Genomic DNA, 20,038 nt, shown 5'->3' with positions numbered 1-20,038 from the left:
TTATATGGCCTCCTGTGCAAGCTCTGCCCAAAAGTAACCTTCTCGCAGGGTTGAACAATTAGTATGTTGGTTAAACTCAATCTCGAACGCGTGAGATACTTTATGCTCAATGGCTTTGTAAAAGTCTTCGTCTACTTCGGTATCAGTTGAAAGCAGTATTACTTGCTCGCTAGCCTCTGGGAAGTAGTGCCTAATTAGCTTATCGCGGTGCTTTGAATCTAAACGGCCAAGTGGCGTATCAACTACCACTGGCAATACTTTACCCGAAAGCTTGCCTAGTGCCTCTAATATCGCAAAGGCAAATATTTGTTTTTCGCCTGCCGACATTGATTTACGGTTAATAATAACGCCTTCGGCATCGACTAGGTTTACGTCAAAGCTGGTTGGGTCTATTTTAGCTGAAAGCTTTAAGTCTTCTTTACGGGCGAGCTTACGGTATGCTTTTACAAATAGCTCTTCTAGCTGGGTTACTCGCAGCTCTGTAAGTGCGTGTTTAAAGTCTTGCAATACATATTGGCTAAGCTCTACACGCTCAACGGCTTTATCGGCTGAGTGGTTGTTTTTAAGCTTGGCGTAGTCTTTTTCAAGGCGTTTAGCCAGCTCTAGCTCTTTAGCTTTAAACTCTTTAGCTTTTAATAGTTCGCTTATGTACTCTTTGCTTGTTGTATCGCGTTGTTTTTCAAGTTCACGCAGTGATGTATATAACTCATGTAAGTCGGCAGCATCGGGCGCTCGTTCAATATTAATTGACAGTGAGCTTAATTTATTTTGCGTTTGTGTAAGTGCTGTTGATAGCTCTTTTATTAGCGCTTGCGACTGCGAAGCCTCTGTTACTTGTGCGTTTATAAGTGCAAATTCAGAGTCTGAAATATCAAGTTTTGGCTCGGCAAGGGCAGTTTGGTTTACCAGCTGACCAAAGTAACTATTTACCGTTGCCATTATATCGCTGCTTTGGGCATCAAACTTTTGATTAAGCGCATTCTCAAGGTTTGGTAATGCTTGTACCAGCTCGTTACCAAATGCTTTGGCTTGTTTAATTTGCTGATCGCTGGTTAGCTGCTCAATTAAGTTTTGCATTGCCGTTGGCGCAAGTGCCATTGGTAGGCTGCCACTTAGCTCTTGGCGTATTTTAGCGGTTAGCTCTTTTTCAAGTTCAATAAGCTCAGAGGCTTTTGCTTGCTCTTGAACTTTGGTTTTAGCCCATGCGCCACCTTGGGCTTGTATTTCGTGCTCTTTAATAGCTATTTTATTTTTAAGCTCTATTAACTGCGCGCCAATACTGTCGGCTTTATCCCAAGTAGCATTTACTTGTTGGGTAATTTGCTTTTTTTGATCTTCAGCGGCTTTTATTTTTTTAAGTGTGTCTTTATCGGCAGTTACTGCGCCGAGGCCTTTTAAGTAAATATCAAGGTCGTTGCTTAGGCGGTTTATAATATCGATACCTAGCAGTTTTTGTACGGCCTCTTTTAAGTAAGAGCCGGTATCATCCTCTGCTAGCTCTGCTATTTTTTCGCCATCAAAAAAGAATAAATCACCGATACCTGGCGGAACTATTTCGTGTAAAAACGCTTGTACTTGCTCTGAGTTTAATGAGGTATCTTGCTCGCCATTAATAGTCAAAGAGACTTGCTCGTCACCTTCAAATTGCCATTTACGGGTTACTTCGTAAAGGTTATGTTTGCCCTGATGAGTATGCGAAAAGCTAAGCGTTATACTACCTTCGGCATCTTGCTGGGCTTTGGTAGCCGTTTTATTAGTTTGCTCGTTTAAGTAGGTTAGGTAATCTTTTTTAGTGATTACAGCACCCAAAGCGCGTTTACCTAACAAGGCTAAACGAATAGCGGTAAGAATAGAGGTTTTACCTGCACCGTTTAAACCACCAAATAAAATAATAGGGCGCTCAAACATGCCTTCTTTACGCGGGTCTAAGTCTATAGTGGTTTGGCCGTTAAAAACTCGAAAGTTATTTAGGGTCAGTGTTTTAAAAATCATTCTATGCCCTCAGCTTTGAGCAATGCAGTAATTTGTTTTAGGTCGTCTTCTAGCGCTTTTACTTCGTTACTTTGGCGCATTTGGCTCTGACGAATATCTAAATTAGAGGCAATAATAACGTCGGCGCTTTCCCAATCTTGCTGAATTAATCGGCCAATACGATTAAAAATACCCGTACGGCGAGCAAGGCCGCTCATTTGAGTTTCAACGTCTATTAGCTTTTTAACCATTTGCGGCGATACGCCATGCTTAGGTGCAATGTCGTTAAGCAACTGGCCTTCGGTTAAGCTAAATTGGTTTGAGTCGTCTATTGTCCAGTCGAGCTTTATGCCTAGCGCATCAAATACAATACCGGGTAGGGTATCGTCCCAATCTGGCTCGTTGGGATCGTTTAACCATTCGTGCCTTACGGCGTGTAATTCATCAACGGTAATTAGCTCTACATCACGGCCTTGGTCGTTAAATTGCTTTTGTATGTTAAGCAATAAACGCATTGCATGCTGGCGATATTTTAACTTGTAAGGGCCTGTTGTGTAGTCGTCTGTTAATACGCGCTCTTTATCTTCTTTTAGAGTTTTAAACGCTAAACGGCCATCGCGACGAATGTGGTTACGGTATTTCTTTTTAAGCTTAGGCGATGTACTGCGCGATAAAATATTGCGGTATTTAAGTAGTGGGGTCATCCACTGCTCGCCGTTTTGAATTAGGCTTTCCATTGCGCGGTCGCGCGTGACTACGGTACATGTCCAACAACCAAAACGTGAGTTACCACACGATGGCGTGGTTTCGTCAATAACCATTGGGCATTCGCCTTGGCCTGATGAATCTTTGTATAGGTTCCATAACACAAGGTTTTTACCACCCCATGGGTTTTCCCATTCTAGGTCGTACTTATCAAACCATTTGTTTTTAGTGCCGTATGGTGTTTCTTCGGTTTTTAAGTGACAAAGACGTAGGATTTTCCACACATCGTCAACACTCCATGTATCAATTGGCGTGTAAATAAAGGCGTTGCTTAAGGTGGTATGTACGGCTAAGTCTGAACCATCAATTTTGTGCTTTTTAATTACTTGCGCACGCGATGCGCTTTCTTGCGAGCGAGAGCCCAATACAACAATTACCTCGTCGTATTCACTTACGCGCTCTTTAATAAAAGTACTTACAGGGTCGATTTTCATTCGCTCTGTACACCAGCGAAAGTTACGCGTTGGTGCAGGGTAACCTTTACCCAGTAAGTTAGCCCAAAACGTATTGTTTGATTTTGGCACTACTTTATGTGAAGTAATTGGTAGACCTTCGCGCTTTGCACCTTCTTCAATCAGCTTTAGTGATTTTTCAACGTGATCAACCACCATTGGGGTTTCTACTAAAGTATCCGACGCAACTACAAAAACGGGCTTATGGCGGTCTTCTGGCTTTAAGCCTAGTAATGCAAAGTAAATTAGGGTCATTACGGCAGATGAATCTTTACCGCCACTGTAGCCTAATACCCATGGGCGTTTATCAGCCATGTAGACTCGTTGGGTGTCGGCTACAAAGTTATGTAGTTGGCTACCTGCAAACGATTCGTTTTCGATAAATTCGATGTAGTCTTCTAGATCGTACTGGTTTAATAATGTCATGTATTTAACAATTCTTTTTCTTTAGCTAGCTCTTCAACAGAGGGCTTTAAGCCAATTTGTTTTTTTATTTCTATGGCTGTTAAAAATATATTTGAAACGGCTTTAGAGAGTCGACCATGGTTCATTGCACGGTTTTTCCAAGCAGGGTTTGCTTTTCGCCAGTCAATTTTCTGCAGTTGAGTGTAACATTTACTTTGCTCAGACTCACTGAGTTTTAGTAGCTCGTAGCCAACTATAGCTAAAGCTTGGAGGCCTATTCCATGCGCACTGATATACTCTTGACGAAACTCAGCAGCTGAAAGCTGTTTATCTCTCACCTGTTGCCATTCAGGCATAAATTGATTCAGGTTACGCCAAAATGCAACCGCTACCTTTCTTTCTTCATCGCTATACCCTTCTTTTAAGCCTTTGCCAAACAAGGCTTTATTAGCTTGCTTTATGCCGCTAAGTGTAAAAAGCTTGCTACTTTTAGCTGCAATAGAAGAGCGTTCAAACTCTGTGAAACCTAAAAATGGCTCACATTCAAGTGCAAGGTAACGAGCTAACTCAGCAGCTTGATCCCTGTGATCGTAAAGTGTTGATAGCGATGCGCTCGGCCTTACTGCGTACTTATTTAAATCGGCAAACATTTGCTGACTGCGTTGCAGGCCTTCGTCAACAAAGAAAAGTACAGCGATGTTATCTTGGCAAAGCTCAGGTCGTTCTTTAATGGCTTCCTCAATGGCGGCACGTCTATGTTGGCCATCATTTATAAGTATTTGGGCATCCATAGGGACTTTTAAAGTACCAAGGTTGATACCATCACCAGAACCTATAAAGTCGACTTCAGAGCCAACAGAAGCTGTAATCGCAGAAAAAACATAGTCATTTGGTGAGTCAACTAAATAACGGGCCATTTCAGGGATACGATTTTTATTTAGAGTACGTTGAGCTCTTAATTCTACGGGGACTTCTTCTTCATCGTACATGAATATTTTAGGTATGAGCCTTAAAGGGCAAGTTGCTATATAAAAAGGTTTGCCTGCCTGTTGGCCACGAACAGCGGGGAAGCTGTAACAATAATTGCTTTCAAGGTCACTCATAATTTAATCTCATTACGTAAGGTATGTAATATTATTACGTACCTTACGTGATAAATACAGTTTTTATTGTTTTGTTAAATGCAACTTTCTACTAGTTCCTTGTTATGAAAGAATTTATTTTTTAAAAAACTTATCTCCCTTCAATTCAACACGCCAATAGTCAAACACCTTGAGCAAAATAGGCCAGTTGGGCCACTCTGCTTTGGCTACGCCTTTGAGCATGCCAGCTAGTCTTTTATCAAACCGTTGTTGGCTTTTGTATTCATTACTGCCTTTTTGTAGATAATCTATTTTGTTATAAAAGGGCTGGTAGGGGTAAATATCTCCGTAGTAAAAATAGTCGATATCTTGCTCTAGCATTTTTACTTTTATTCGCTCAGTAAGTAATGGCAGCTTTTTATTAAAGTCATCGTATTTTAAAAATGTCACTTTGCCTGATCGCATGTGTATTTTTACTAAATCTACGTCGTCAATATCGCCATACAACTGCACGGCACAGCCTATATAAACTCGCAATATTGCGGGGAGTTGGTTTAGATAACGAGTGGGCAAAATATATGAGTGGTTGTCGTGCAATTCACCGAGCTGAATTTGCTCGTAAGCTTGGTAACAGGCATTACCAATATTGGCAGGCTCTGCAATTGAGAATAGCAGTTTTTTTGCTTGCTCTAATGCTTGGTTGTAATCATCAAAATGTACTTTTAAATCTCGCGTTAATCTTGCTGGCATGTGGCTTTTAGCTTGGCGTTTACCAAATAAGCTAAGTGCAAAGTAAACGAGTAAATCGTGTTTACGTTTTTGTTGCGCTTGTTCAAACTCATTTTGCTCGTAGTAATTTTGTAGCAAGCTAAATGCTTTGTTATGGCTGGCGAAGTATTTGCGCAGTGTTGTACTTTGCTCAAACTCGTCATTTGCAGGTAAGCGGCCAAAGTGTAGGCAGTGTTGCCAAAAATCATCAAGCAGTGTTTGGTGCTTTTCAAACAAGGTTTTTTGTTGGGCTTTGGGTAATGCTTTTGGCTGTGGCCTTTGTGTTATATGTTGCCAATTATAATTTTGAAATTGTAGCTCTAGGTGATGGGCTTCTTCTAATTGTGGGCATTTAAAAATAGCAATTATGCCTTGCCCAAATGCCATTGTTTTAACGTTTAGGGTTTGCTCTATGTAAGCCCTTATTTGGGCTTGGCTATAGTATTTTTGAAACGTATTCCATTTTGTAATTACGCCATCTTTGTATTGTTTAAAGTGTTCTTGTTTGGCTTCATTGGCGAGCATTACTGATACTAAAAGCAATTTTTTAGTATGCTGGTAAGCTGCTGTTAAAGTGTCTTTTCGCTCTTGTTGCTCTTCAATAACATTGAGTACAAAACCTAAATTAACAATATCACTCGTTTGTTTATTTCCGTTTGGCCTGTGTACTGGATCCCATGCGTTAATATTGAGTCCGTGGGCTTCTAGCTCTGTCGCGTCATCTGCTAGGCCGCAGCCGTAATCTAGTATTGAGTAATCCCCATTTAAATAACCGTATTTTGCGAGCTTTTGAAAAGGCGCTGAAAGTCTATCGCGGTTTATTGCGGTTAAATGGCGCTGTATAGCTTGTGGTGTATGTTCAATTATAGGTTCTGGTAGCTCAGCTATTTTGTTTAACCTACCTTGTTCATCAAGCTCGTAGCCTTTGCGTTTAATTAAGTTTTGCCATTGCTGTTTAAAGCCAATGCTTTTGGTGTTTTGGTACAGACCAATTTGCTCTCCTTCCTTGGTAATATCTTTAAATAATGGGTAGTGAGGGTAATTAGGCAAAACAAAGGTTTCTTTACGGTGCAAGATAGGCGGGTTAGTTGAGTTACTGTAGTTAGTTGTTTTTATAGTTAGCTCATCAATATCAATCGTATAGCTGGTGTGAAGCGCTGGGTATGCATATTCATCAAAGTCAGGATAATTGAGTAAGGTAAATTTTAAGTCTCGTTTATAAAGCTTTATTAAGTTCCAGGGCTGTTTTACTTCAAGCTTTTTAATGGTGCTTTCTATGAAGCTGAATAGTTCAGGTGGCAGGGCTTCTTCTAATGAGCTTTTATGTAAATAAATGGCTGTTGGTAATGATTTACCATGTTTGAGCTTTTTTACTAAATCACGATACTCCGGGAAATTCATTTGGCTATGCTTTTGAGGTTTTTAATATAATAAAAATAAGTGCGTCCGCGCTTTTCAAACTTAAGATCACCACGTTCGCGACGGTGCATAAGCTCACAGCCCGTTATTTTTAGATGCGCCATCGCTTCTTTACTCGAAAGCCATTTACCTTTTTGATCTTGATTTGCCATTTAAGTCACTCAAACTAAGTATAAATTTAATATACATAACTCTTTGTATATCGACAAACTTTGCATAAACGCCGTCGCTAAGACAGTTCCCCGTGATCACACCCAAAATTGAATTAATGATGAGTAATTTACAGCATGGATGCTGTTAAAAAGCGTAGCTTCGCCATGGGTGAAAAACGCAGTTTTGAACGAGAGGGTAAGGATACCCGAACTGGGGAGCGTACAGGGATGTGAAAGTTGTGCCTATCTACGCTGGTTACGTTCATATCATTAATTTAAATTGAGGAAGCAGTGTGATCCTCGGGGCGCCGTGGGGTTCCAAGGGGCGTACGGCGCTATGCGCCCCTTGGTTGCCGTCGCCAACGCGGCATAACTCAAACTTGCAGTTAAAAACCAAGGCCGAATATAAACTCCTGCCTACAATTTAAAAGCTGCGCTTTTCGCGTCAGCAAGCTTAACGCCTGTGGTGGTAATGGTTCTAGGTTCTAGGTTAAAGGCGTTAGGTTTTAGGGAAGTGACTAGGTGATAGGGTTATTACCAAAGCCCGCGACTCGTAGCCCGCTGCTTTTGTCATCTCATTTACCCTTATTGTCTTCTCTTTGTGCAAACATGTTTTATTACTGCTTTATCGGTGTAGCGCAGCGCCTCGGTGAGCTCGATGGTAAAATTGGTTGCAGTAATCACATATGGAGCTGTTTATTTAACGCGATATAAAATCTAACGCGATATAAAATCGCTGCTACGTTTTTTGTTTTAACTCGCTAATTTTACCCTTTCAAACTTGCAAACTCACACAATGAGGCAATTAAGCTTATTAATTGCCTCATTGTGTGAGGCAAATGTTTGGCGTAGACTATCATTAATTAATTTCAGGGTTAACGCTTATGTGGATATGGCAGCAAAATAATTGGCCGAATTTTACTTGGGATGAAAAAAAGCTTGCTCCGTTGTTGAGAGAGCTTTGTTTTAACCAAGGTGTGTTGGTTGGTCGCATGGGAGCGCAAAGTGGGCAGCAAAAACAGCAAGCGCTTGATACTCTATTGGCTAATATTATTCATTCAAGCGCAATTGAGGGTGAAAAACTTAATGCGTTTTCTGTGCGTTCGTCACTTGCTAAAAAACTCCACATTGATGAGCACCCTTATCCAACCACAGTGCAAAGCGATAATCTTGCAGAAATCATGATGGATGCAATTAATAATATAAATACACCACTTGATTTAGATCGTGTGCTGAATTGGCATCGTTTATTGTTTGCAGGTGAACAAGGGCTATTTACTCAAATAGCTGGTGGCCAATTACGTGGCAACGAGCCAATGCAGGTTGTATCAGGACGATTAGATAAACCACTCTTACATTTTACTGCGCCACCGAGGGAAGTGATTGAAAATGAAATCACTGTTTTTTTTAATTGGTTTAATACTAGTTATAACGATCCGCAGATAGATCCTTTTATTCGCGCCGCTATCGCCCATTTATGGTTTGTGACTTTGCACCCGCTTGAAGATGGTAATGGGCGTATTACGCGTCTTATTACAGATTTAGCACTTGCTCAAGAGCACAAAGAGTCGATACGGTTTTATGCAATGTCGGTGGCTATTTTAGAGGATAGAAAAGGGTATTACGAGGTATTAGAAGCTACTCAGCGTGGTGACTTGTGCATTACCCAGTGGGTTATCTGGTTTATAAATACACTTAATAAAGCAGTTGAACAGAGCCTAAAAAATATAGAGCAAACAGTCTCTAAAACTAATTATTGGTTTACAAAAGATCAAACAAAACTAAATGAGCAACAAGTTAAAGTACTAAATAAATTACTTGATGGCCAATTTGAGCAGGGTATTAGTGCGAGTCAGTATCAAAAAGTGGCTAAAGTAAGCCGTGCAACGGCAACTCGCCATTTATCAGATTTACAAACACTGGATTATATAAAGAAAACTTCAGCTGGTGGACGCAGTACTCGTTACAAAATAGCTAAATGACTTTAAAAGGGCTAAGGTTGCAGGGCATTGGCTGTATTGTGTTCGCAGCTTGTCATTCTAAGCAGAGCAATTGGCGTTTAAAACAATCAAAGCTAAAACGTGTATCGAGTGTTGCTGTAACTCACAAGCCCTGCTATTTGTTCAAACACGATGAGACCAAGGTGAGGCAATTAAGTTGATTATTTGCCTCATTATGTGAGGTGAATAATGGCATGAAAGTAATTTAAAAGCATCGCTTTTCGCGTCAGCAAGCTTAACGCCTATGGTGGTAAAGGCGCTAGGTTTTAGGTATTAGGAGCTAGGGAAGTGACTAGGTGATAGGGTTATTGCCGAAGCCCGTGACTCGCAGCCCGCTGCTTTTGTCATCACATTTACCCTCATTTTTTCCTCTTTGTGCAAATATGTTTTTAAGTTATTTATTCACAAAGAGGTTATGAGGCGCTGCGCTTTAGAGGAAAAATACAAAGGCTCTAATGTAGGCCGTGCTTTAGCGCGTCAACTTTCAACATTAGACATTGTCGCCATAAATGACGACCTACAGGTGTGATCAAGTAAAACGCGTCAGCAAGCTTAACGCCTACGGTGTATAAAGTTGCTAGGTTTTAGGGAAGTGACTAGGTGCTAGGGTTATTACCAAAGCCCGCGACTCGCAGCCCGTCGCTTTTGCCTTCTCATTTACCCTCATTGTCTTCTCTTTGTGTAAACATGTTTTATCACTGCTTTATCGGTGTAGCGCAGCGCTTCGCTAAGCTCGGTGGTAAAATTAGTTGCAATAATCACAAATGAAGCTGTTTATTCAACGAGGTATAAAATCTAACGCGATATAAAATCGCTGCTACGTTTGTTGTCCCTACTCATAAACTCACTTTCCAAATTTAACATACCTCAATGAGGCAATTAAATTGGTTATTTGCCTCACCGTATGAGGCGAATAATGGCATGAAAGTAATTTAAATACTGCGCTTTTCGCGTCAGTAAGCTTAACGCCTGTGGTGGGAAAAGGTTCTAGGTTAAAGGCGCTAGGCTCTAGGGAAGTGCCTAGGTTCTAGGGTTATTGCTGAAGCCTGCGATTCGTAGCCCGCTGCTTTTATCATCTCATTTACCGTGACTATCTTCTCTTTGTGCATATTGATTTTAAGTGATTTATTTAACACAGAGGCTAAGAGGTGCTGCGCTGTAGAGGTAATACAAAAGGAACGAGGCGCTATAGGATCGCAGTACGCAGCCCGTTGCTATTTCAACTCACTAACTTCACTCTTTTATACTTGTCAGCTTTATTTTTATCTAGTCAATTTAAATTTACTTATGGGGTTTATTTTATTTTCAACTCCCCATAAGTAAAATATAATTTTCTTATGGTCTGGTTATTTATGCTTTAATCTAAAAGTAAAGTATTGTTGACTTTTGCTTTAGGTGTCCTAAAATCGGTTGTATAAGTAAATTATAGTTGACCAAATATGAGTGATACCCTTGGCAAAAAAACACTCGGAAGAGTTGTTAAGCGTACTGAAATGCCTGAGCTTTCTAAGCCATTTTCGCCCGTGCAGCTGGCTAAAGCCATTACTTCAAAACGAACAGGGATGAAGCTGACATTAATGGATGTATCACAAGCGCTTGCTATTTCTAAGCCTACACTGATAAAAATAGAAAAAGGCGATGTAACTGTGCAACTGCATAATGTACTTAAAGTAATGGAGTACTTAGGGTTGTCGTTTAGCCTTGTTAGCGATGATATGGCTCACAGCAATGAAGAGGTGAGCGATGAACAGTGGTACTAACACCAACCGCTTAGATGTGTTTATCGGTCAATCGCAAAAGGTGGCTGAGATTACATTAGCAGTAGGCTCTGAAAGTGAAATTTCATTTACTTATGAGGCTAATTGGATCAATGAGGGTTTTGCTGTTTCACCATACTTGCCACTCAATGGCGATTTTGACTCTCGTGCGGTGCGCAATTACCTACAAAATTTATTGCCGGAAGGCAAAGGCCTTGAAGAGATCATCAGTAGCACGACCATTTCGAAGAATAATACTTTTGGTTTAATAAAGGTAATTGGGGAAGAGACGTCAGGTGCTTTGTCGTTTAAGGCAAGTAATCGTGCAGTAAAGCAAACATCTTTTCGCGAAGTAACGAATGATCAGTTAAGTGAAAAGTTGCGCCGTTTCAAGCAAGCTGGCGAGGCCATTACACTGTGGGATGGGCGAACGAGGCTCTCTGTTGCTGGGGTTCAAGATAAGCTTAATCTACTCGAAATCGACGGCAAACTCGGGTTTGGTGAAGGCCTGTTATGCTCTAATAAAATCTTTAAGTTTGAAACGGGTGCAGCCCCTTTCATTGCCGTAAATGAGTTATTTACAATGTTACTGGCAAGAGGCGCAGGACTTGATGTACCTGATGTTGAATTACGTAGCTATGGTGAAATGCGGGCCTTTGTTATCGATCGTTTTGATAGGCGTGTTGTTAAAGAGCAAAACCGAGTGTTACGTCGTCATGTTATTGATGGGTGCCAAGCGACTAATTTACCGCCTTCTTACAAATACGAGCGCCAACACGGTGACGAAGGTGATGGTATTTACATTCGAGATGGTGTTTCTTTTCCTAAGCTGTTTAATATTGAAACAGCAAATGTGCAAGCGTATCAGGCGCAACTTATTCGTTGGATGACATTTAATATTTTAGTGCGTAATTATGATGCTCACGGCAAAAATATTAGTTTTTTTGTTGGTAAAAATGGCTTAGAGCTCACACCGTTTTATGACTTGGTGAATATAGAGGCGATTATTGAACAGACGAGCATTGATTATGCAAAAGGTGGTTCACAGCCAGCTATTTCAAGGAGTTATGCAATGTCGCTAGGTGACTATAACTCTCCAGGCGCGGGTAATTTTAGTAATGAAATAACGGCTTATATGTTAGCTGATTTTGCTGATGAATTTGATATTTCTCTTGCGCGTATGCAGCTACTGATGAGTCAAACAATTCAGTCAGTATTAGGGGCGATAAATATGGCCAAAGCGACTGCTATTGCAAATAACTTGTCTAATAGTGAACTAAAACACATTGGTTTATGTATTAAAATTATTAATAAAGCAGCTGGCGAACTGAGTGAGCAGGTTGAGCTGTTACCAAGTATGAAAGCGTTTATTTAAGTTTCTTCGTTGTAAGTAAAAGGCGCTAGGTTTTAGGCAAGTGACTAGGCGCTATGTTTAATCCGTAGCCTGTCGGTCGAAGTAAAACGCGTCAGCAAGCTTAACGCCTACGGTGGTAAAGGCGCTAGGCTCTAGGGAAGTGCCTAGGTGCTAGGGTTATGCCGAAGCCCGCGACTCGTAGCCGCTGCTTTTGTCTTCTCATTTACCCTCATTGTCTTCTCTTTGTGCAAACATGTTTTGTTAATGCTTTCTCGGTGTAGCGCAGCGCCTCAGTGAGCTCGGTGGTAAGGTTGGTTGCAATAATCACAAATGGAGCTGTTTTTTAAGCGCGATATAAAATCTAACGCGATATAAAATCGCTGCTACGTTTTTTGTTTTAACTCGTAAACTCATTTTCCAAATTTAACATACCTCAATGAGGCGAATAATAAGCCTCGAAAATCTCTAATAGAACGCCTTACTGTGAGTGTAAAAAATGATACGCTAATACTAATTTAACGAAAGTGGTGTAAATATGATTAAAAGGACTTTATTAGCTGCGTGCTTAGTTTTTAGTGCTGACATGGTGGCTGCAGAGCAATACTCCCAAACACAATGCAATCAAATAGAAGCAGAGCGAGAAAGAATTAGAGACAGAATGCGTTCCAGCTATACGTCACAGCAAGGAGAGCGGTTACGCCAGCGCTCTACTGAGTTATTTAAAATGCTAGGTAATCATTGCAAACGCCCAACTGAGGGCTACAGCCGACGTGTATATGCAGATACCTACGTGCCTCCTCCTGCTAATGAGTTATTAAATAAAAAAGTTCATGACTCAACAGTGTTTGGTAAAACCTATAACAGTGATGATAAACGACTTGAATGGGGTCGTTTTTATCAGCTTCCAGGGCGTTGTCGTGCTAAACAAATGGAACAAACTGATTTTGTTTGGTGCAGTGAAAATAGGGCGGAGCAAAGAGCAACGTTTGAAGCACAATGGCAAACAAAAATCGGATTAAATAATAGGGCTAATAGATCTGCGGCTATAAGAGCGCAAAAGCTACAATATAAAACACCATCCGCAACACTACCGCCAGAAACACCAAGCAAAGCAAACTCGATGACGTTAACTCCCGTATCAAAAGCAGACACTCGGTTAGTTGCTATTGCGCCGAACAAAGAAGAGCAAAGTTACAGTGCTTGGCATTTAATGGCTGTGGCCTGTTTTGCTTTTTTGCTTGTATTTGGCCTGTATCGCTGGTTTAAAAACTAAACCGTGCGTTCGGGTTAATTAGCTTTATATAAAGAGTGAACTAAAATATGAGTCATCACGTTCAATAATCATAATTTATTTATAAGAGCGATAACAATAATGAAAAAAATATTACCCGCAATCATCACTACTTTGTTTTTAAGCAATCATGCAATGGCGGATAAAAGCCCGGTAACGGCCACTAAACTGAGCGACAGTGTGTATGTGTTGTATGGTCAAGGTGGCAACATTGCTGCAAGCGTGGGTAATGATGGTATTTATATTATTGACGATCAGTTTGCCAAGCTCTCCGATGACATTAAAAAAACGATTAGCGATTTAAAACCTGGCAGTGCTGAGTTTGTAATTAACACGCATCATCATGGGGATCATACGGGCGGGAACGAAAACTTTGCTAAAGCGGGCGCACATGTGATTGCCCACGACAACGTGCATAAACGCTTAAAAGAAAAACACGGTGAAGGGTCTGATTATTTACCGCGAATTAGTTTTGGTCATGATTTAAAGTTGCATTTTAATGATGAACACGCTCATGTGGTGCATTACGCACACGCGCATACCGATGGTGATTCAGTGATCTTTTTCAGCAACGACAATATTGTGCATATGGGCGATATTTACTTTAATTTTGGTAGTTTACCCTTTGTTGATGTAGACAGTGGTGGCAGTGTTGATGGGGTACTAGCAGCCGTTGACGATGTTATTAAAAAGAGTGATGCCAATACCCAAGTTATTCCAGGTCACGGCCCAATGAGTGACCGCGCAGGCTTGATGAAATATCGTGAACTGGTGCAAAAAGCGAAAGATTTAATGCTCACAGCCATGCAAAATAATGCTTCGCTTGAGCAAGTACTTAAGGCAGATCCACTATCAGAGCTGGGCCTTAAATACGCTAATTGGTTACCAAAAGAAAAAGTAACCACCTTATTTTACCGTAGTTTAAAGTAGTTAACCCACGCTAAGTGAGGTCTGTATTGAAAAAGCTGAGCAATTGCTCGGCTTTTTTATTGCCCGCACACAGCCACAGGCCAAACGTTAGGGCATTATCGCGTTTTTTGCCACAGTGTGCCGACCAAGGTCGCATATTAATTAATCAATAAAAAACCTACATTTTATAAGGTCTCTCACACAATTATAGTTTTGGAGCCCTTTATGTCAGGCCAATACCAACAACAATATGAACATTTTAAAAATGATCCTGCTCAATTTTGGTTAGCTCAAAGTAAGCGAATCCCTTGGTTTACGCCTCCTTCAACAGCATACACCCAAGATGAAAATAATTTTTACCACTGGTTTGCTGATGGGCAACTTAATACTTGTTACTTAGCGCTTGATCAACATGTTGAGGCGGGGTTTGGTGAACAAACGGCGCTTATTTATGACTCGCCTGTAACCAATACTAAAAAACAATACACCTATGCTGAACTACAACACGAAGTGGCTAAATTTGCAGGTGTTATGCGCGATTTAGGGGTTGAGCAAGGCGATTGTGTGGTGATTTATATGCCCATGATCCCAGAGGCGGTAATTGGCATGTTAGCCTGTGCGCGTATTGGTGCTGTTCATTCTGTGGTGTTTGGTGGTTTTGCAGCTCATGAATTAGCGGTCAGAATTGATGATGCAAAACCTAAGTTAGTGCTCAGTGCATCATGCGGGGTTGAGGTAAATACGGTTATTGAATACAAGTCGCTGATTGATAATGCGCTTGAGCTTGCCAGTCATAAAATAGACCACTGTGTTATTTATCAGCGTGAATACGTTACGGCAAACCTAATGCCTGGGCGTGATATTAATTGGGCAGAGGCTATGCAAACAGCCCAGCCCGTTGCGCCTGTTGCCTTGCAAGGTGATCACCCGTTGTATATTTTGTATACGTCGGGCACAACAGGCACGCCAAAAGGGGTGGTAAGAGAAAATGCAGGCCATGCAGTGGCTATGCATTACAGCATGGAAACCGTATATGGTATGAAGCCCGGTGAAGTGTTTTGGGCAGCGTCAGATATTGGCTGGGTTGTTGGGCATTCGTATATTGTGTATGCCCCGCTGATTTACCGATGCACGACGGTGCTGTATGAAGGTAAACCTGTTCGCACGCCTGATGCCAGTGCATTTTGGCGGGTAGTAGCTGAGCATAAAGTAAACGCCTTATTTAGTGCGCCCACCGCATTTAGAGCCATCAAAAAAGAAGACCCAAAAGCACAGGGCTTTAAACAATACGACACGTCATCACTAAAGCGGTTATTTTTAGCAGGTGAGCGGTTAGATCCCCCCACTTACAATTGGCTAAAAGAGCATACAAATTTGCCCGTGCTTGATCATTGGTGGCAAACCGAAACCGGCTGGGCCATTGCGTGTAACCCTATTGGTATAGAAACCCTTGATACAAAACCCGGCAGCGCAACGGTGCCAACACCAGGGTTTGATGTGCAAATATTAAATATGGAAGGTCAGCAATGTGCCCCCAATGAAAGTGGAGCCGTGGTGATTAAACTGCCATTGCCGCCGGGTTGCTTACCTACTATTTGGCAAAATGACGAACGTTTTAAAACGGGTTACTTAAATGAATACCCCGGTTACTATTTGTCAGGCGATGGCGGTTATATCGACGACGATGGCTACTTGTTTATTATGGGCCGCACAGACGATGTGATTAATGTGGCTGGGCATCGTTTATCAACGGGTGAAATGGAAGAAATTGTAGCCTCTCACGATGCCGTTGCTGAATGCGCGGTATTTGGTGTAAACGATTCACTTAAAGGCCAGCTACCCATGGCGATGATCGTTTTAAAAGACGATTACACCGATGAAGCCAGCCTTGTTGAACAGCAGCTCGTTACGCTGGTAAGAGAGCAAATAGGGGCGATTGCCTGCTTAAAAACCATCGTACATGTTGCGCGTTTACCAAAAACACGCTCGGGCAAAATATTACGTAAAAACTTACGCCAGCTGGTGGATGGCGAAGAACTCAACGTGCCCTCAACAATTGACGATGCCAGTATTTTTGACGAGATAAAATCCACTTTAGTGGCACGTTAAGCTGCAAATTTAGCCGGCCATAGTTAGGCTGGCTTTTGCTTATTTTTTATATCTTATAAACTGTTTAGACCTCTTAATTGTTCTTTATTGTGGCTAAAGTCGCTACACTGATTTTTTACTTTTTGAGGTGAGTAATGGAGCAAAAGCCATCGTCGTTTCCAACCCGTATTATTTTAGTTGTGTTGTTAGGCTTTATTGCTTTTCGCTTGGGCTGGGTTGATGCTGTAATACAGTGGCTTAACCCTGCACAAACCTCACAGCAAGTAGCCGAAAAACCTGCCGAACAACCAATTAAACGTGTAAAAGAGCAGCGCACGCCCGAACGGCAAGTACGTGCAGCCCCCACATATAGAAAAGCAAAACCCACAGAGCCTGAAGTAGAAGACCAATGCCAATTGAATTGGCACAACGAAGCGGCTGTGGCCGATTCCAAAGAGCGTTTAGCGTTGTTGGATGACAACCTCGAGTTTGAAAAGTCACAATTTAGGCTAAGTAATTATGCGACGGTTAATTTAATTACCCCCAAATTGAGCGATGATTATCATCAAACTTTAAAAACGCGTTTAAGTACTGCTTACACTCAATATCGGCGGTTTTTTCAAGTGAGTGCTCCTGTGCCCTATAAAATTAACTTAGTGGTATTGCCACCGCGTTATTATCGGGATTACATATCGCAGTTTGGTTCCTCTTCATCCACCAATATTGGTGTTTATTTTGGCGCAAGTAACACGGCTTTTGTTAAATATAACAGCAGTTACCCTGAGCAAAGCTTAACCACCGCCGTGCATGAGGCATTACATGTATTTAATTATCGACTGGTTGGCGATATGCCAAAATGGCTAGATGAAGGATTAGCTGAAGTATTTGAAAATACGCTTCGTTTTGATAGCGATAAGGTCATTAATGTACCCAGTAGGTATTTTAAAGAACGTTTGTTTATGTTGTCGGTGTTAATTGATTCAGAAGGTAGTTGGCAGGGCGCAGATACGTTACTTATGTATAAAAATTCGGCCTTGTGGGTTGGGTTTTTAATGCAAAGCAGCCGGGGTAAACAGGTGTTAAAAGCATTACTGCAACACGAAGCGACTAATGCGTGTATTAAGTTGAGCGCTGAACAGGTTATCCATACGCTAATAGATTATTACCCACGATACGAAGAAGCTTTTAATAATTGGAGTAAAACTCACTTAAACACAGAGCATGAGTTTGTGCCTATTTTGTAAGTTATCACATGCTTTTAAGTTACTAATCGTGTGGGTTTTTAGCTGGTCGATAATCACCTCTATCTAGGCCATTGAAGTAGCTTTGGTAGCGACCATCTTTTTTAAACTCTGCTAAATTCTGGTTAAAAATATTTAAAAGCAGTTGGCTTTTTTCCGCTTCTTTAGGGAACAGTAAAAAACTTTGATTGATTAATAGTGGCTTTGGGTGATGCGTTATTGTATTTGCGATATCAGCGAGTTCGTTGTTTAAAACATGATAACCAACGCTTTGCTCTTCTGCGAATACGTCGATCCTATTCATGGTAAGGCGTTTAAAATTTTGCACGCTACTGTTTACTCGTGATATTTCAAATATTCCTGCTTCGAGTGCCTTATCAAATTCAGCCCCGTAGCTATAAGCAAGGCCGCCACCGAGTATTAGGCCTTTTAAATCATTGACCGACCGCCAATCGAAAGGGCGGCTTTGTAGGTGAAAAAACACGAACCGTTCATTAAGGACTGCTTCGCTGTACAAAAAACTATTTGCGCGTTCTTGTTCAAACATCCACACGGCGGTAGCTGCATATTTTTGTTTTTTTGTGTCGTGGAAGGCCCGCCCCCAGGGTAAAAAGGTAAAGTTTACTTTAATATTGGCTTGTGCAAATACATCACGAATAAGGTGAGCAATAACGCCTTGTTCAGGCAGTGATTCGCTTAAAAAAGGAGGCCATTCGCCTGCGCAGATTTCAATTGTGTTTACTTTGCTTGCTGCAAATGAAGGCACTGCGTGACTACTATAGCTTAAACAAAGCAGCATTATAGTGCTTAAATTAGCTAGGTAATGTCGTAATTTAACCAACAGTAATATATTCCCTTATCGTCTTTATAAAAATAGAATACCTGATTTTTTTTGCGTTATATACCGATGTTAAGAAGATGAGCTGTTTTTGTTGTTGGTTATATGATCAATTAGGCTTTACAGCAGGCACTGTATTTATTTTTTTTAATTGGTTTTCAAGGGTGTTTAAATTGAACGGTTTAATAATAAAGCCGTTGACTTTGGCGGCGATTATTTCTTTTATCGATTGTTTGTTGTCTTCGCAGGTGACCATTAATACTGGAGTATCGCTTAAAATAAGATCTTCGCGAATTTGCGTTAATAGCGTTTTACCATCCATTTTAGGCATGTGTAGGTCGGTTATCACTAAATCAAATTCTTGCTTTTGCATTAATGCTAGAGCTTGTTTTCCATCCGTGGCCTCAGTAATTTTGTCAAAATTGAGTTTGCGTAACATATTAATTAAAACATGGCGCATAAGAGGCATATCATCAACAACAAGTACTTTCATAGTATACGCAGTATAAAAATTAGTTAGTTCTAAGATTAGCTACTCTTTGAACAATTAGCTACTAATTGGCTTAATCGCGCTATTTTTATATTACTTAATTGTCGGTAATCAAAGTACGGGCATACAATTAGCTTGTGTTGCTCATTAATAGCAAACTCGTCATCGAGCCAATCTAAAGTTATATCGAGCAAACCTTGGTTTATAAGGCTTTTAGCATGAGTGCGCCCTGCAATTATATGCAAAGTGTTATCATCGTTTAATTGGGGTGGGCTAAATAATAGAGCGGTTTGACTGTTTGCTTGCAATAGCAATTCATCGCGATAGGTTTGCCATGTAACTACTTGCTTGGCAAAGCTGAAATGTTCGCTGGGCAGTGCAAATAATACTTTGGCGTACACATTAAATACTTTGCGCCAGCCATTACCACAGGCTTGGTTTATGGTGTCTATTTGGCCTTTTTTTAATGGGCTGAGGTTTGTTAAATTTTGATACTGAGGCATAGGCGGCGCTTTAGCAATATACACCGCTACGTTAAAATGTGGATCGCCTATGCCGTGGTTAGTCACAGCGTTTATCATTTATTTTGCGCTAAGATACGGTCTAAGTTGTTAGCAAAGTTTTGTCGGTCAGTTTGGCTAAGTGGCGGTGGACCGCCGTTCATCTCCACGCCACTTGAACGCATAGTATCCATAAAATCACGCACATTAAGGAGTGAGCGTATGTTTTCTGTCGTGTATAGCTCACCTCTTGGATTCAGTGCTTGCGCGCCTTTTTCAATTACTTCTGCCGCCAGTGGAATGTCACCGGTGATAACTAAATCGTTGGCTGATACACGTTTTACTATTTCATCGTCGGCTACATCAAAACCTGATGATACTTGCACGCGGCTAATGTATTTAGAAGGGGGAATGCGCATAGCGTGGTTAGCGACTAAAATAGTATCGGTGTGTGTACGATCGGCAGCACGAAATAAAATGTCTTTGATCACCACAGGACAGGCGTCAGCATCAACCCAAATCTTCATTTATTTATACATCTTGTTAGTAAAAAATT

Annotated in this window: 16 protein-coding genes; 7 read left to right on the top strand and 9 right to left on the bottom strand. The window is 41.0% G+C overall.

Going from position 1 to position 20,038, the window contains the following annotated elements; all coding sequences use genetic code 11:
- The 5 genes from dndD to ACHUE3_RS01155 all read right to left on the bottom strand — a co-directional run bounded on the left by dndD (position 1) and on the right by ACHUE3_RS01155 (position 7,014).
- Complete coding sequence (gene dndD, locus ACHUE3_RS01175; protein WP_394189355.1) at positions 1-1,992, bottom strand: DNA sulfur modification protein DndD; 1,992 nt, start codon at positions 1,990-1,992, stop codon at positions 1-3.
- Positions 1,989-3,614, bottom strand: coding sequence for a DNA phosphorothioation system sulfurtransferase DndC (locus ACHUE3_RS01170; protein WP_394189353.1), 1,626 nt, complete (start codon positions 3,612-3,614; stop codon positions 1,989-1,991). Before ACHUE3_RS01170 ends, dndD begins: the two co-directional genes overlap by 4 nt.
- Entirely contained in the window at positions 3,611-4,696 is a 1,086-nt protein-coding gene (gene dndB / locus ACHUE3_RS01165; protein ID WP_394189351.1) for a DNA sulfur modification protein DndB, read from the bottom strand. The genes ACHUE3_RS01170 and dndB overlap by 4 nt, the downstream gene beginning before the upstream one ends.
- A gap of 114 nt (positions 4,697-4,810) precedes the next feature.
- Entirely contained in the window at positions 4,811-6,844 is a 2,034-nt protein-coding gene (locus ACHUE3_RS01160; RefSeq protein WP_394189349.1) for a DNA phosphorothioation-associated putative methyltransferase, read from the bottom strand.
- Positions 6,841-7,014, bottom strand: coding sequence for a hypothetical protein (locus ACHUE3_RS01155; RefSeq protein WP_394189347.1), 174 nt, complete (start codon positions 7,012-7,014; stop codon positions 6,841-6,843). Before ACHUE3_RS01155 ends, ACHUE3_RS01160 begins: the two co-directional genes overlap by 4 nt.
- An 884-nt stretch (positions 7,015-7,898) precedes the next feature.
- Between ACHUE3_RS01155 and ACHUE3_RS01150 the strand changes: the two genes are divergently transcribed.
- From ACHUE3_RS01150 to ACHUE3_RS01120, 7 genes are all read left to right on the top strand, one after another.
- The gene (locus tag ACHUE3_RS01150) at positions 7,899-8,996 is read left to right on the top strand and encodes a Fic family protein (protein ID WP_394189345.1); all 1,098 of its coding nucleotides are present in this window, start codon (positions 7,899-7,901) and stop codon (positions 8,994-8,996) included.
- Positions 8,997-10,453: 1,457 nt separating this feature from the next.
- Positions 10,454-10,774 carry a helix-turn-helix domain-containing protein gene (locus ACHUE3_RS01145; RefSeq protein ID WP_394189343.1) on the top strand — a complete coding sequence of 107 codons (321 nt, stop codon included), beginning with the start codon at positions 10,454-10,456 and terminating at the stop codon, positions 10,772-10,774.
- Positions 10,758-12,146: a HipA domain-containing protein gene (locus ACHUE3_RS01140; RefSeq protein ID WP_394189341.1), complete on the top strand. Its 1,389-nt coding sequence runs from the start codon at positions 10,758-10,760 to the stop codon at positions 12,144-12,146. The genes ACHUE3_RS01145 and ACHUE3_RS01140 overlap by 17 nt, the downstream gene beginning before the upstream one ends.
- A gap of 514 nt (positions 12,147-12,660) precedes the next feature.
- Positions 12,661-13,398, top strand: coding sequence for a hypothetical protein (locus ACHUE3_RS01135; RefSeq protein ID WP_394189339.1), 738 nt, complete (start codon positions 12,661-12,663; stop codon positions 13,396-13,398).
- Between the two features lie 99 nt (positions 13,399-13,497).
- Complete coding sequence (locus ACHUE3_RS01130; RefSeq protein WP_394189337.1) at positions 13,498-14,346, top strand: MBL fold metallo-hydrolase; 849 nt, start codon at positions 13,498-13,500, stop codon at positions 14,344-14,346.
- A gap of 204 nt (positions 14,347-14,550) precedes the next feature.
- Complete coding sequence (locus ACHUE3_RS01125) at positions 14,551-16,434, top strand: propionyl-CoA synthetase (RefSeq protein ID WP_394189335.1); 1,884 nt, start codon at positions 14,551-14,553, stop codon at positions 16,432-16,434.
- Positions 16,435-16,568: 134 nt separating this feature from the next.
- On the top strand, positions 16,569-17,657 hold the full coding sequence (locus ACHUE3_RS01120; RefSeq protein WP_394189333.1) for a hypothetical protein: 1,089 nt from the start codon (positions 16,569-16,571) through the stop codon (positions 17,655-17,657).
- A 22-nt stretch (positions 17,658-17,679) separates the two neighbouring features.
- Here ACHUE3_RS01120 and ACHUE3_RS01115 read toward each other — a convergent pair whose 3' ends face one another.
- From ACHUE3_RS01115 to ACHUE3_RS01100, 4 genes are all read right to left on the bottom strand, one after another.
- On the bottom strand, positions 17,680-18,453 hold the full coding sequence (locus ACHUE3_RS01115) for a substrate-binding periplasmic protein (protein WP_394189331.1): 774 nt from the start codon (positions 18,451-18,453) through the stop codon (positions 17,680-17,682).
- A gap of 148 nt (positions 18,454-18,601) precedes the next feature.
- Positions 18,602-18,985: a response regulator gene (locus ACHUE3_RS01110; RefSeq protein ID WP_394189329.1), complete on the bottom strand. Its 384-nt coding sequence runs from the start codon at positions 18,983-18,985 to the stop codon at positions 18,602-18,604.
- 35 nt (positions 18,986-19,020) lie between these two features.
- A complete protein-coding gene (locus ACHUE3_RS01105) occupies positions 19,021-19,563 on the bottom strand; it encodes a DUF6942 family protein (RefSeq protein ID WP_394189327.1) in 543 nt (180 codons plus the stop codon).
- Positions 19,560-20,009: a YaiI/YqxD family protein gene (locus ACHUE3_RS01100; protein ID WP_394189325.1), complete on the bottom strand. Its 450-nt coding sequence runs from the start codon at positions 20,007-20,009 to the stop codon at positions 19,560-19,562. The genes ACHUE3_RS01105 and ACHUE3_RS01100 overlap by 4 nt, the downstream gene beginning before the upstream one ends.
- Between the last annotated feature and the right edge of the window lie 29 nt (positions 20,010-20,038).

The sequence above is a fragment of the Pseudoalteromonas atlantica genome, from assembly GCF_043641955.1.
Classification (GTDB): domain Bacteria; phylum Pseudomonadota; class Gammaproteobacteria; order Enterobacterales; family Alteromonadaceae; genus Pseudoalteromonas; species Pseudoalteromonas atlantica_A.
This window is presented reverse-complemented; position numbering and strand designations above follow the sequence as displayed.